This window comes from Microbispora oryzae (assembly GCF_017896165.1).
In the GTDB taxonomy this organism is placed as follows: domain Bacteria; phylum Actinomycetota; class Actinomycetes; order Streptosporangiales; family Streptosporangiaceae; genus Microbispora; species Microbispora oryzae.
In genome coordinates, this window is the sequence record NZ_JAFCNB010000029.1 from 29,289 (window position 1) to 41,802 (window position 12,514).

Sequence of the window (12,514 nt, forward strand, 5' to 3'; positions counted from 1 at the left end):
TCGAGACCGGGCCCCGCGAGCGACGATCAGGCGGGCTCACGTCGCCCGTACGGCCACGTCGGCCGCGGCGTCTCGGCGGGGCCGCACAGCTCCGGCGAGGCCGGCGTGCCGATCGCGCCGGAGGCGGGGCCACTGACGGCGGCGGCGGACCCGCCGATTCTGAGAGGCGAGCGGTCGAGAGTCAGGCCCAGGAGCAGCCCGGCGAGCGCGGAGACCACCGAGATCCCCGCCACCGCGAGCACGAGGCGGTGGCGGACGAACCTGGGAGGTACGAACTCCCAGGTGCCCTCGGCCGGATGGAACCTGTAGGTGATGCCGTCGCGCCGCTGATCGCCCTTGGTCATGAGGCCTCCCCTCGTGTCCGCGCTTCCCCGCCAATCTCGACCGGCTACCTGCCATACGGCTGACAGCAGCCTGAACGGTGCCGGAACGCGCGTCAGTGGTCGGCGAGGGCACGCAGCACGGCGGCGGCGTTGAAGCCGCCGGAACCGCGCGCCAGCACCAGTGCGGTGCGCAGTCCCGGCGCCTCCCGAGGCTCGGTGACCAGGTCGAGCCCGCTTGCGACGGGGCGATCCTCGTACACGGTCGGTGGGATGACCCCATGGTGGAGGGAGAGCGCGGCCCAGGCGACGTCCAGCGCGGCCCCTCCCGAGGACAGGCGGCCGGTCATCGTCTTGGGTACGGTCACCGGCACCCGTCTCGACCCGAACACCTCGGCGAGCGCCGACTTCTCGGCGACGTCTCCGGCGGGGTCCCCGGCGCCGTCGGCGAAGACCACGTCCACATCGTCCGGGCCACACCCGGCTCTGGTCAGCGCCACCCGAGCGGCTCTCGCGAGCTGACGGCCGTCGGGAGCCGCGCAGTCGTGGTGGTGGGCGTCGTGGGTGGCGGCGGTTCCGGCCACTTCCGCGTACACGGTGGGGGCGGGACGGAGACGGGCACGGCGTAGCTCCTCGACCACCAGCATCGCCCCTCCTTCTCCCGGTACATGGCCGGCGGCGTCGGGTGCGAAGGGCCGGTAGGCGCGTGCCGGATCACGCTCCCGGCTCAGCGTCGTCTGGCTCGACAAGCAGACCAGGGCGTACGGCGAGAGCGGCGCCTCCGTCCCACCCACGAGGACGGCCTCGCTTCCCCTTCTGATGAGCCTGGACGCCTGCGCGAGGGCGTCTATCCCGCCCGCGCCGTCGGAGACGATCACTCCGCAGGCGCCCTTGACCCTGTGACGGATGGAGATCTGGCCGCTGCTCGCGGCGTAGAACCAGCCGATGGACTGGTAGGCGCTGACGGACCGTGGCCCCGCCTTGTACAGCGCCTCGATCTCCCGCTGGCCGAAGGCGTTGCCTCCCGAAGCGCTGGACGTGACGACGGACAGATGGAAGGGGTACTCCGCGAGGGGGTCGACCGCGGCGTCGGCCAGCGCGAGCTCGGTCGCGGCGAGTGCCATCCAGGTCCACCTGTCCGTCTGCACGAGCAGCCGGTTCTCGAGGTGGGCGGCCTCATCGAACCCGCGCACCTGGCCCGCCGCCTGGACGGGCAGGGCCTCCGCGTCGGGCAGGGGGGCGATCCCCGAGGCGGAGGCCAGCGTGTTCCGCCAGTGCTCGGCGACGCCCAGCCCGGTGGGTGCGACCGCGCCGATTCCGGTGACGACCACACGCCTGGTCACTTGCCCTCCAGCCGTGAGAAGACCATCGCCGACTGGAACCCGCCGAACCCGCTGCCGGCCGACAGCGCGTGGTCGACCGTGACCTCGCGGGCGACTCCGGGGGTGTAGTCCAGGTCGCACTCGGGATCGGCCGTCGTCAGGTTGGCGGTGGGAGGGACGAGGCCCCGCTGGATGGCCAGGGCGCAGGCGGCCATCTCGATCGAACCGATGGCGCCGAGCGAGTGCCCGATCACCGATTTGATCGAGCTGATCGGGATGTGTCTCGCCGCTTCGCCCAGGGCGCGCTTGTACGCGGCGGTCTCGTGTCTGTCGTTCTGTTTCGTACCGGAACCGTGGGCGCTGATGTAATCCAGGTCCTCCGGGTTCAGCCTGGCCCGGTCCATCGCGTCCATGATCGCCTCGCTGAGTTCGAATCCGTCCGGACGCAGGCCGGTCATGTGGAACGAGTTGGCTCGCGCGGCGAATCCGGTGATCTCGCAGTAGATCCTGGCGGACCTCGCCACGGCGTGCTCCAGCTCCTCCACGATCAGGACGGCGGCCCCCTCTCCGAGGACGAATCCCTGACGGTCGGCGTCGAACGGCCGGGACGCCTCCTCGGGATCGGCGTTGCGGGGGCTCGTCGCCCTGATCGCATCGAAGCAGGCCACTGTGATGGGTGAGATCGGCGCGTCCGACGCCCCGGCGATGACGATGTCGGCCTCGTCGTCCTGGATCAGTGTGTGCGCGTGCCCGATGGCGTCGATTCCCGACGTGCAGCCGGTCGAGATGACCGCCGCGGGGCCCTGCGCGCCGTAGCGGACTGCCAGCTCTGTGGCCGCGCTCGACGGCACGAGGGCATGGTGGAGGAACGGCCCCACGTGAGTGGGATCCACCACCCAGTCCTTGCCGCCGTTGCTCGCCACCACGTACTCGTCCTCCAGACGGATGGTCGACCCAACAGCGGAGCCGAGGGAGACACCCATGCGTTCGTGGTCGAGGGACGAGCGGTCGAGCTCGCTGTCGGCGAAGGCCTCGTCCGCGCAGGCGAGGGCGAGGAGCGCGAATCGGTCCATCCGCCTGACCTCCTGCGGGGTGAGGCCGTAGGCGAAGGGGTCGAAGTCGCACTCGGCCGCGATCTGGGAGCGGAAGGGCTCGGGGTCGAACCGGCTGATGCGCCGGATCGCCGGCTTGCCGCCCACTATTCGCTGCCAGAACTCCTCCCGGGAGCCGCCGCCGGGGGCGATCACCCCGATCCCGGTCACGACGCTGCGACGCATCAGCCCTCCTCGGTGTCCACGTGGCCCAGCTCGGGACGCGGGGCCAGCGGGCTGAGCTGGAACACGGCGAGCGCATCGCCGTCGCCGACGTTCGTCAGGCGGTGCCGGACATTGCGCGGCACCAGCAGCGACTGCTCGGCCGTGAGCGTGACCGGCTCACCGTCGAGGTCGACGCGCAGTTCTCCTGTCGCGAGGAAGACGAACTCCTCGGAGTACGGGTGGTAGTGCTCGGCCACCTTCTCGCCGGGCGCCAGCCGTACGGCGCCCATGAATCCGGATGACGCGCCGACGGTCACGGGGGAGACCAGCGTGCGCAGATCCCCGCCGCGGCGGGTGTTGGACGGAACGTCGTGGAACCCCAGCACCGCCCGGCGGCGCCGCTCCACGCGCTGCTTGATCACTTCCATCTGGACCTTCGTGTTGCCGTTGATGTTCTCGGTCATCCGCGTGGTGTCGACCGGGGCGTCCGGCTTCATGTGGAAGTCCTGGATCCACCGCATGCGGGTCCGGTCGGGACCGAGCTCCTCATACGTCCAGGTGATGTTCATGAACTCGAAGGGGCCGGTCTCGATCCTGCGGGCCCGTACGGTCCACGTGTCGCGGTCCCAGGCTCGCCGGGAAACCCACGACCATTCGTTGCCCTGAGCGTCCGGGTGCATGGTGAGGCGGAAGACCACCGAGTCCGGCTCCTCCTCCAGGACCTCGACCTTCGCGTACTCGGTGAAGAGGTCGGGCCAGGTCCGCACGTCGTTGGTCTGCGCCCAGAGGAAGCCGATCGGAGCGTCGATCTCGATCGCGTTGTCGGTGTGGCCGATCATGAGACGGCTCCCGTCAGGTCGGCGTTGACCAGGTTCGCCACGACCCGGGGGCTCTGGTCGGCGTCGATCTCCAGTGCGACGCCGTACCGGTCCTCGATTCGCGTCGCCAGCTCCACCCTGGCCAGGGAGTCGAGCTGGAGCTCGTCGAAGGTCAGGGAGTAGTCGTCCTGCGTCGGCGCCAGCCCGACGGCCAGCAGGAGTGTTCGCAGGTCTTCGTCGGTGAACGTCTGTCGTGCCATTCCGGCTCCTTGTCCAACGGCGGATACGCGGCCAACGGTAGGTCGCGGCCGGAACGCGGTCTTCCGCCCCGGTAATGAAAGGCGGGCGAACCGTCAGGATGAGGATCCGACCCCGGGGAGGGCACTCGGCTCCCGGGCCGGGCTGGGCGAACGGGGCGGTCGGCCGGCCCCGGAAAAGACGAACGGCATCGCCGGATCCGGGAGGGATCCGGCGATGCCGTTGACCAGGACCTCGGCGAGGTGGTCAGGTGCGTGGCGCGGCGAGAAGGTGGGCGAAACGGGGATTGTCGGCGAGGTAGCGCATGTCCTCGGGCCCTTCGGTGGCCAGCCAGCGGGCCATCGAGATGAAGGTCTCCAGCGAGGGCTGCACGAGTCTGGTCTCCGGATCCTGCAGACCGAGGAACGGGACGATGCCCGGGGACTCCGCCACCGTCTTCATCAGGGTCACGCCCGCCTCGCCGGCGTCGCGTTCACCCGCGTCGACGGCGTCGCAGATCCGCACCATGTCCGCGAACAGGTGGTTGTAGGCCGCGTTGCCGGGGAATGGCGACCCCGGGTACGGAAGGCGCTCCAGGTCCCGGAAGATGGCGTCGTCGCGGCTCTGCCGGAACTTCTCGACCGCTTGGCCGAAGTGCATGCTGACGGGCATCTGCGCCCCTGCCCAGACCCGGGAGACGGCGTTCCAGAGATCTGGATGCGACCACGATACGAACGAGCTGTTGACCAGGTCGTCGTTGTAGCGGATCAGGCCCTTCTGCAGGGTGTCCACGTACTCGAAGCGCTCCTCGGCGAAGTCGTCGTCCCGCAGGGCCTCCAGCAGACGCCAGGCGAGGGCGTTGATGACCTCGCCGGTGTTCGACAGGCCCCGAGAGTAGAGCGGGTCCAGGAATCCCGCCGCATGGGACATCAGGCACCAGCGGGCTCCCACCGTCCGGGACGAGGAGTACTGCAGGCGGTCCGTCGACACCCACGGCCGGACCGTGGAGGCGTCCGCGAAGATCCGTTCCAGCAGCGGGAAGCGCGCGACGTGCCGGTAGAACTCCTCCTCCGGGCTGATGTCGGACGGCTTCGGGTACACGCGCTCGTCGAAGGTGAGCCCCACGCTCACGAGCGGGTTGACCGACCGCGGGTCGTTGTTGAAGGGGATGATCCAGAACCAGCCACGCTCGAACAGGTGGTGCATGGTGCCCTCCACCCACGGAACGGCCGGCCGCTCTCCCATCAGGCAGTCGTCGGTCGGCCGGACGCCGATCATGTGGGTGAACAGCGAGCGGGAGTGGTGTTTGAGCGGGCACGGCTCCTCCCGCAGTCCGAGCAGCCCGGCCACGGGTGAGCGGAAGCCGCTGGCGTCCACCAGGTAGCGGCCGGTGAACCGCTCGCCGTTCGCTCCGACGACCGCGACCGAGTCGTCGTTCAGTTCCACGTCCGTCACCCGGAACGCCTGCCGGGCCGTGCAGCCGTAACCGATCGCGGCGTGGAAAAGGTAGGCGTCGGTGTCCTGCCGGAACAGGTGGCTGGTCTGCAGGTGCCCGATCCCCGCGGTGCCGAACTGGCTCGCCTGCCCGGGGTCGGGCTCGCGTCCCTCCTGGTGGAGCATGAATCCGAAGTGCCGCTTGATGCCCATGGACGGGCCGATCTCCGCCATTCCCTTGTCGTAGGAGATCAGTGCTTCCAACTCCGGCACCTCGTACCGTTCGGCGAGCATCCGGAAGACGTTGAGGGTGTGCGAGATCGTGGACTCGCCGACCGCGAACCGCGGATGCACGCCGGCGTCGATCAGCAGGACGCTGGCCCCGTTTCTGGCCAGGATCGATCCGAGAATGGATCCGGCGATGCCCGAGCCCAGGATGATGACGTCGAACATGGACTGTCTCCTTAGGTCAGTGCGGACCACCAGTCCGCCTCGACGACCTCCAGACGGCGGTAGGCCCCGCCGTAGAAGATCAGGGGAGTGCCGGCGCCTGACTCCTCGGCGACGAGGACCCGGCCGAGCACGATGTCGTGGTCGCCGGCGCCGATCACCTTCTCCACGGCGCACTCGATGGTGGCGAGGGCACCGTCGAGCAGGGGCGCGCCGCTTCTTCCCCGTACGGTCCGCGCCTGCCCGAAACGGTCGAATCCCGGCCGGGCGAACTGGCCGGACAGCCTCGTCTGGCTCTCGCCGAGGATGTTGACGGCGAAGGTCCGCGCGCTCGCGAAGATCGAGTGGAGGCGGGACACGCGGCTGACGCAGAAGAGGATCAGCGGAGGATCGAGGGAGACCGAGGCGAAGGAGTTCACGGTCATGCCCACCGGACGCGTCCCGGCGTCCTGGACGGCCGTCGTGGTGATCACGGTGACCCCTGTCGCGAACCGGCCGAGGACGTCGCGCAGCCCGCGCGCGCCGGTGGCCGTGCCCGCCGTCACCGCGACGCCCGGAACAGTACGGATCGGGCGGCCATCCGCCGCATCCGCCTGCCTTCGTCCCTGCGGAAGGACTCCGCGTCGTTACCGTGCGGGAACGGCCCATCGGGTACGGGCACGCCGAGGAAGGAGCACAGCGGCCCCCAGCCCTCCGCGACGTCGTAGACGAGCAGCCGATCCGCCGGCACCTCCAGCATCACGTCCCGGTTGTGCCGTTCGAACACCTTGACGGCGTGGTCGCGGTCGGCGACCCGCCCGTCGAAGACCCGCTGCTGAATCGCGGTTCGCACCATCCGGGTGAAAGCGCCGAGGTCCGGACTGATCTTCGTGGCGAGCCGGAACGCCAACCGGCCGGCGGCCGGGCGTGACTCGGCCTCGACGGCCTTCTTGAAGATCGTGGCGGCGGCGCTGTCGTACCAGCGTTGCGGATCGCGGACGGTCAGGACGACCTTGGCATCCGGGTAGTGGGCGACGAGCTCACGCCAGAAGGCGGCGGCCGGGAAGTCGACGACACTGGTGAATCCGGCGAACACCTTCGTCCAGTCCACCGGGCGCCCTTCGGCGGCGTCCAGCCAGTGATGTATCCGGCGGGGCTCCTCGACGATGTTGAACATGTGGTAGCAGGGGCCGAAACCGAGCTGCTCCAATGCCACACGCAGCGATGTCGTACCTGTACGGCCGAGGCCGACTCCAATCACCCTCACGGCGCTCACGCTAGGCCGCGCCGTTCCGGAGGGTCTTCCACCGTCGTACGGAGAGTCGGCATCCCCCGGGGGGAGGAGCGCGCGATCGGGCGGCGGTGGACGGCGCTGATAGGCATGGGGCGGCCGGTCACCCCGTCCGGTCTCCGTATCGAGGGAGGGGCGAGCCATGTGGCCGACGCTGCTGACGACGACGAGCCTGGTGGGCGCCGGAATACAGGCCGGCGCGCTGCTGATGTTCCTGTACGGGGTCTGCCCGACCCTCCGCGCACTCGACGTTCCGTCCTGGATGCGGCTGCACGTGTCCCTGGACCGCAGCATCGAGCGGTACATGCCCGCGCTCAACCTGGTGACCGGCGGCTCGACGGTCATACTGCTCTTCCTCGCCCAGGACGACCTCGCCCGCTGGCTGCGGGGCCTGGCTCTGGCCTGCAACATCGGTCTGGCGCTGATCTCCGAGCTCGCCAACGTGCGGCTGAACAAGGTGATCGCGAGCCGGTCGCAGAGCGGACAGACCGAGGCGATGGCCGAGGTACGGGCACGGTGGATCACCTGGCACGGCAGGCGCACCGCTGTGATCAGCGTGGGCTTCCTCGCCTACGTCGCCGCTCTGCTCGTCGAGACCGCCTGAGCGGCCGGCAGCGGGATCCGTCCCGGAGATGAGCCGCCACTCTCCGAGGGGAGACGCCAACTCGTATCCGCGGCGGGGGACAGCCGGCGGGGCGGCCTATTAGCGTCCTCGCATCCTTCACTCCGACAGCGAGGAGATCTCGTGAACGATCGGACGCTCATCGTGGCCCGGCTGCTGCCGGGCGCCGCCCCCGAGGTGGCGCGGCTGTTCGGGGAGTCCGACGGCGCCGAGCTTCCCCAGGTCCTGGGAGTGCGCGAACGTCGCCTGTACGAGTATCACGGCCTGTACTTCCACTACGTCGAGTTCGACGGCGACGCCACGCAGGCGATGGCGCGAGCCCGTGGACGGGCCGACTTCGAGAAGCTCTGCGCCGACCTGGACCCTTACGTCCGCCCCTACGACCCCGACACGTGGCGCGGGCCCTCCGACGCCCGCGCCCGCGAGTTCTACGCCTGGAGCCGGCCGTGACGACCCTTCCCGCCATGCCGCCCGTCGCTACGGCCACCCCGTCGGTGACCTGGGTGAAGTGCTCCCGCTGCGATGCGCTCGTCTACGTTCCCCGCCTCGAACGCGGCAGCCGGATCTGCCCGGAGTGCGGCCATCACCAGCGGCTGTCCGCCGGAGAGCGCGTCGCCCTGATGCTCGACGAGGGCTCGTTCGTATCCGCGCGGCAGGTTCGATCCGCCGACCCGCTCGGCTTCACCGACACCCGTCCCTATCCGGAGCGGCTGGCGGAGGCCCGCGAGCGCACCGGGCTGGCGGACGCGGTGCTCCACGGGCGTGGCCGCATCGGCGGTCGTCCCGTCGTCGTCGCGGTCATGGACTTCGCCTTCATGGGCGGCAGCATGGGTTCGGCCGTCGGGGAGGCGGTGACCCGCGCCGCCGAGGAGGCGCTCGCGACCAGGACGCCGCTGGTCGTCGTCACCGCGTCGGGGGGCGCGCGCATGCAGGAGGGCTGTCTGTCCCTCATGCAGATGGCCAAGACCGCGGGGGCGCTGCGCCGGCTCTCCGAGGCCGGCGTGCTGAGCGTCTGCGTGCTCACCGACCCGACCTTCGGCGGTGTGACCGCGTCGTTCGCCACCCTCGCCGACGTCCTGATCGGTGAACAGGGCGCGCTCATCGGGTTCGCCGGACCGCGGGTCATCAAGGCGGCGACCCGCGAACGGCTGCCCGAGGGCTTCCAGACCGCGGCGTTCCTGCACGAGCGGGGCATGCTCGACCGGGTCGAGAGCAGGGGGGCCATCCGGCCGCTGCTGGCCCGGCTGCTCACGCTGTGCGGCGGGCCGTGGACCGTCGCGCCGGACCACCGGCCCGCGCCGGGGCCGGACGCCGAAGCCGGCGCGGTGACGGACGGGGGAGCGTGGGAGACCGTGCGCACCGCGCGCGACATCGCGCGGCCGACCGCCCTCGACTACATCTGGCGCATCTGCGACGACTTCGTCGAACTGCACGGTGACCGGATCCACGGCGACGACCCCGCCATCGTGGGCGGCCCGGCGTCGATCGACGGCGTACGGGTCATGGTGATCGGACACCAGAAGGGGCACACCACTCAGGAACTGGTGGCCCGCAACTTCGGCATGCCGCACCCAGAGGGCTACCGTAAGGCGTTACGGCTGATGCGGCTGGCCGAGCGGCTCGGCCTGCCCGTCGTGACGGTCGTCGACACGCAGGGCGCGGCCCCCGGAGTGGGCGCCGAGGAGCGTGGGCAGGCGTGGGCGATCGCCGAGACCATCGCCGGCATGGGCGAGCTGGCGGTTCCCGTGGTGGCGACCGTCGTGGGAGAGGGCGGCAGCGGAGGGGCGCTCGCGCTGGCAGTGGCCGACACGGTCCTCATGATGGAGCACGCCTGTTACTCGGTCATCAGCCCGGAGAGTTGCTCGACGATCCTCATGGGCGATCCCTCCCACGCGGAGGCGATGGCGGGGGCGCTGCGGATCACCGCATCGGAGCTGCTGCGTCTGGGCGTCGTGGACGGTGTGGTCGAAGAACCCGCCGGCGGGACGCAGGCGTCGCCCGCCGACGCGGCCGAGGAGCTCAAACGGTCGGTCCTGCGCGCGCTGGGCAGGCTCTCGGTGCTGGAGCCGGCCGAGTTGCGGAGGCGACGCGCGGACCGGTTCCGCCGCATGGGGAGGGCGCTCGATGACTGATCTGGTCGCGGAGCTGCGGCTGCTCAGGGAAGAGGTGAGCAGCCTGGTGAAGACCATTCCCGGGCCGGTCGCGAGCGTGTCGCTGCGGGTCGGCGACTGCGCCCTGGAGATCGCCTGGGAGCGTTCGGGCACGGCGGCCGCGGCGCCGAGACCGGAGACGCGGGACGAGCCGGACGACCTGATCGACGACGGCGTGAGGACGGTGGTCGCGCCGCTGGTCGGCACCTTCTATGTGGCACCGGAGCCGGGCGCGGCCCCGTTCGTCCGCCCGGGCGACCGGGTCGAGGCCGGGCAGGCGGTCGGCATCGTCGAGGCCATGAAGCTGATGAACCAGGTCGCCTCCGAGTGGAGCGGCGAGGTCGTCGAGGTCGCCGTGGCCGACGGACAGCCGGTGGAGTTCGAACAGGTGCTCGTCCGGGTGAAGGCTGACCAGTCGTGATCGGGAAGGTCCTGATCGCCAACCGGGGCGAGATAGCGCTGCGGATCGCCCGTACCTGCCGCGAGATGGGCATCGGCACGGTGGCGGTCTACTCGACGGCCGACCGTGACAGCCGTGTCGTGGCCTATGCCGACGAGGCGGTACACATCGGGCCGCCACATCCTCGGCGTAGCTACCTGTACATGCCGAACATCATCGAAGCGGCGCTCCGCCGCGGCGCCGACGCCGTCCACCCCGGCTACGGCTTCCTCTCGGAGGACCCGGACTTCGCGGAGGTGTGCGCGGAGAACGGCCTGGTCTTCATCGGGCCGCGGCCGGACGTGATGCGGCGGCTCGCCGACAAGGCCGAGGTGCGCGCCCGGATGGCCGCCGCCGGGCTGCCGGTGCTGCCGGGCAGCGAGGGCAGCGTCCCCACGCTGGCCGAGGCCGAGGACGTTGCCGCCGCCATCGGATATCCCGTGGTGGTGAAGGCCGTGGCCGGTGGAGGCGGGCGCGGCATCGGGGTGGCCGCCGACCGCGCCGAACTGCCGGAGGTGTATCGGCGGACCAGCGCGTACGCCCGCGCGGTGTTCGGCAACGGCGCCGTCTACCTGGAGCGCTATCTCCCGGTCACCCGGCACGTCGAGGTGCAGGTGCTCTGCGACCAGGCGGGCAACGCGTTCCACCTGGGCGAGCGCGACTGCTCACTGCAGCGCCGCAACCAGAAGCTGGTGGAGGAGTCTCCTTCTCCCGGTCTGTCCGAGGCGCAGCGCCGCCGTCTCGGAGAGTACGCGGTGGCCGGGGCACGCGCGGTCGGATACACGGGTGCGGGGACGATGGAGTTTCTGCTGGATCCGGCCGGCGACGTGACCTTCATGGAGATGAACGCCCGGATCCAGGTGGAGCACCCGGTCACCGAGATGGTCATGGGGATCGACCTGATCCGCGAACAGATCCGCGTCGCCTCCGGGCTGTCGCCGTCCTTCACCCAGAGCGACATACGGCCACACGGGACGGCCATCGAGTGCCGGATCAACGCGGAGGACCCGCGTGCCGCCTTCCGTCCCACGCCCGGCCGGCTCAAGGTCTTCCAGCCGCCGGGGGGTCCGTGGACGCGCGTCGACTCGGGTTTCGCCGAGGGCGACGAGGTGCCGCCGTACTACGACTCGATGATCGCCAAGCTCATCGTCTGGGCTCCCGACCGCGACCAGGCGATCGCGCGGGCCGATCGCGCACTGGCGGAGTTCGCGGTGGAGGGCGCCGGGATGGAGACGACGATTCCCCTGCTCCGCAGCCTGATCACGCATCCCTCATTCGCCCGCGCGGAGCACACCACGCGGTTCGTGGACGAGTTCCTGCCGACCGCGCTGTCCTGAGGGCCGTGACAGCCGCGGCCCCCGTCCCCATTCTGGATACGGTCAGGAATCATCTGAGGGGGCGGTCAGCTTGGGGCCGCACCATACCCCTGAGATACGGGGAATCGGGGAGGTGCCGTGATGGAACCGAGGGTTCAGGAGCCGCAGGCCCGGCTGCTGGTGGTGGAGGACGAGCCGGACCTCCTGGAGCTGATGTCGGCGGTCCTCCGCTACGCCGGGTTCGAGACCGCGAGCGCGTCCAACGGGACCGACGCGGTGCAGGCGGTGCGGCGCCTCCGTCCGGACCTCATCGTGCTCGACGTCATGCTGCCCGACCTGGACGGCTTCGAGGTGATCCAGCGGCTGCGCGGAGGCGGCGACGAGACACCGGTGCTCTTCCTGACCGCGCGTGACGCCGTGGAGGACCGCCTCCAGGGCCTGCGTCTCGGCGGAGACGACTATGTCACCAAGCCGTTCAACCTGGACGAGGTCATAGCCAGGATCCATGCCGTGTTACGGCGCATGAGGGGCGGCGCCACCCGCCCCTCACCCCGGCTCACCTTCGCCGACATCGTGCTGGACGAGGAGAGCCGCGAGGTGTGGAGAGGCGGCCGCGCCATCTCGCTGTCCCCCACCGAGTTCGACCTGCTCCGTTTCTTCATGAGCAACGTCGGCCGCGTGCTGTCCAAGCGGCAGATCCTCGACCAGGTGTGGCACTACGACTTCCGGGGCGACACGGCGATCGTGGAGAAGTACGTCTGCGCGCTGCGCCGCAAGGTCGACAACGCCGATCCGGGGTTGATCCACACCATCCGGAGCGTGGGATACGTGCTGCGCCGGCCGGCGTGACCGCCGGGAGCCCCGGACGGTCAGCCAATCG

At 70.4% G+C, this 12,514-nt stretch carries 14 protein-coding genes; 6 read left to right on the forward strand and 8 right to left on the reverse strand.

The genetic code is table 11. The features are described 5' to 3' along the window. Positions 1–26: 26 nt before the first annotated feature. The 8 genes from JOL79_RS31185 to JOL79_RS31220 all read right to left on the reverse strand — a co-directional run bounded on the left by JOL79_RS31185 (position 27) and on the right by JOL79_RS31220 (position 7,083). The gene (locus tag JOL79_RS31185) at positions 27–344 is read right to left on the reverse strand and encodes a hypothetical protein (protein ID WP_210159517.1); all 318 of its coding nucleotides are present in this window, start codon (positions 342–344) and stop codon (positions 27–29) included. 92 nt (positions 345–436) lie between these two features. Beyond that, positions 437–1,663 (reverse strand): beta-ketoacyl synthase N-terminal-like domain-containing protein, encoded by a 1,227-nt coding sequence (locus JOL79_RS31190; RefSeq protein WP_210159518.1) that lies wholly within the window; start codon positions 1,661–1,663, stop codon positions 437–439. After that, on the reverse strand, positions 1,660–2,922 hold the full coding sequence (locus tag JOL79_RS31195; protein ID WP_307848831.1) for a beta-ketoacyl-[acyl-carrier-protein] synthase family protein: 1,263 nt from the start codon (positions 2,920–2,922) through the stop codon (positions 1,660–1,662). Before JOL79_RS31195 ends, JOL79_RS31190 begins: the two co-directional genes overlap by 4 nt. Further along, complete coding sequence (locus JOL79_RS35700; protein ID WP_307848829.1) at positions 2,919–3,737, reverse strand: cupin domain-containing protein; 819 nt, start codon at positions 3,735–3,737, stop codon at positions 2,919–2,921. The genes JOL79_RS31195 and JOL79_RS35700 overlap by 4 nt, the downstream gene beginning before the upstream one ends. Next, entirely contained in the window at positions 3,734–3,976 is a 243-nt protein-coding gene (locus JOL79_RS31205; RefSeq protein WP_210159520.1) for an acyl carrier protein, read from the reverse strand. The genes JOL79_RS35700 and JOL79_RS31205 overlap by 4 nt, the downstream gene beginning before the upstream one ends. A 244-nt stretch (positions 3,977–4,220) precedes the next feature. Then, a complete protein-coding gene (locus JOL79_RS31210) occupies positions 4,221–5,840 on the reverse strand; it encodes an NAD(P)/FAD-dependent oxidoreductase (protein ID WP_210159521.1) in 1,620 nt (539 codons plus the stop codon). A gap of 11 nt (positions 5,841–5,851) precedes the next feature. Then, complete coding sequence (locus JOL79_RS31215; RefSeq protein ID WP_210159522.1) at positions 5,852–6,382, reverse strand: flavin reductase family protein; 531 nt, start codon at positions 6,380–6,382, stop codon at positions 5,852–5,854. After that, on the reverse strand, positions 6,379–7,083 hold the full coding sequence (locus JOL79_RS31220; protein ID WP_210159523.1) for a sulfotransferase family protein: 705 nt from the start codon (positions 7,081–7,083) through the stop codon (positions 6,379–6,381). Before JOL79_RS31220 ends, JOL79_RS31215 begins: the two co-directional genes overlap by 4 nt. 166 nt (positions 7,084–7,249) lie before the next feature. On the opposite strand from JOL79_RS31220, the gene JOL79_RS31225 reads away from it, so the two are divergent. The 6 genes from JOL79_RS31225 (at position 7,250) to JOL79_RS31250 (ending at position 12,483) form a co-directional block, all read left to right on the forward strand. Then, the gene (locus JOL79_RS31225; protein WP_210159524.1) at positions 7,250–7,711 is read left to right on the forward strand and encodes an anthrone oxygenase family protein; all 462 of its coding nucleotides are present in this window, start codon (positions 7,250–7,252) and stop codon (positions 7,709–7,711) included. 141 nt (positions 7,712–7,852) lie between these two features. Further along, positions 7,853–8,179, forward strand: a complete 327-nt coding sequence (locus JOL79_RS31230; RefSeq protein ID WP_210159525.1) for a TcmI family type II polyketide cyclase — start codon at positions 7,853–7,855, stop codon at positions 8,177–8,179. Continuing rightward, a complete protein-coding gene (locus JOL79_RS31235; protein WP_307848830.1) occupies positions 8,176–9,861 on the forward strand; it encodes an acetyl-CoA carboxylase carboxyltransferase subunit alpha in 1,686 nt (561 codons plus the stop codon). The genes JOL79_RS31230 and JOL79_RS31235 overlap by 4 nt, the downstream gene beginning before the upstream one ends. Next, positions 9,854–10,300, forward strand: a complete 447-nt coding sequence (locus JOL79_RS31240; protein WP_210159526.1) for an acetyl-CoA carboxylase biotin carboxyl carrier protein — start codon at positions 9,854–9,856, stop codon at positions 10,298–10,300. The genes JOL79_RS31235 and JOL79_RS31240 overlap by 8 nt, the downstream gene beginning before the upstream one ends. Continuing rightward, the gene (locus tag JOL79_RS31245; RefSeq protein ID WP_210159527.1) at positions 10,297–11,655 is read left to right on the forward strand and encodes an acetyl-CoA carboxylase biotin carboxylase subunit; all 1,359 of its coding nucleotides are present in this window, start codon (positions 10,297–10,299) and stop codon (positions 11,653–11,655) included. The genes JOL79_RS31240 and JOL79_RS31245 overlap by 4 nt, the downstream gene beginning before the upstream one ends. A 120-nt stretch (positions 11,656–11,775) precedes the next feature. Then, positions 11,776–12,483: a response regulator transcription factor gene (locus JOL79_RS31250; protein WP_210159528.1), complete on the forward strand. Its 708-nt coding sequence runs from the start codon at positions 11,776–11,778 to the stop codon at positions 12,481–12,483. The last annotated feature ends 31 nt before the right edge of the window (positions 12,484–12,514 follow it).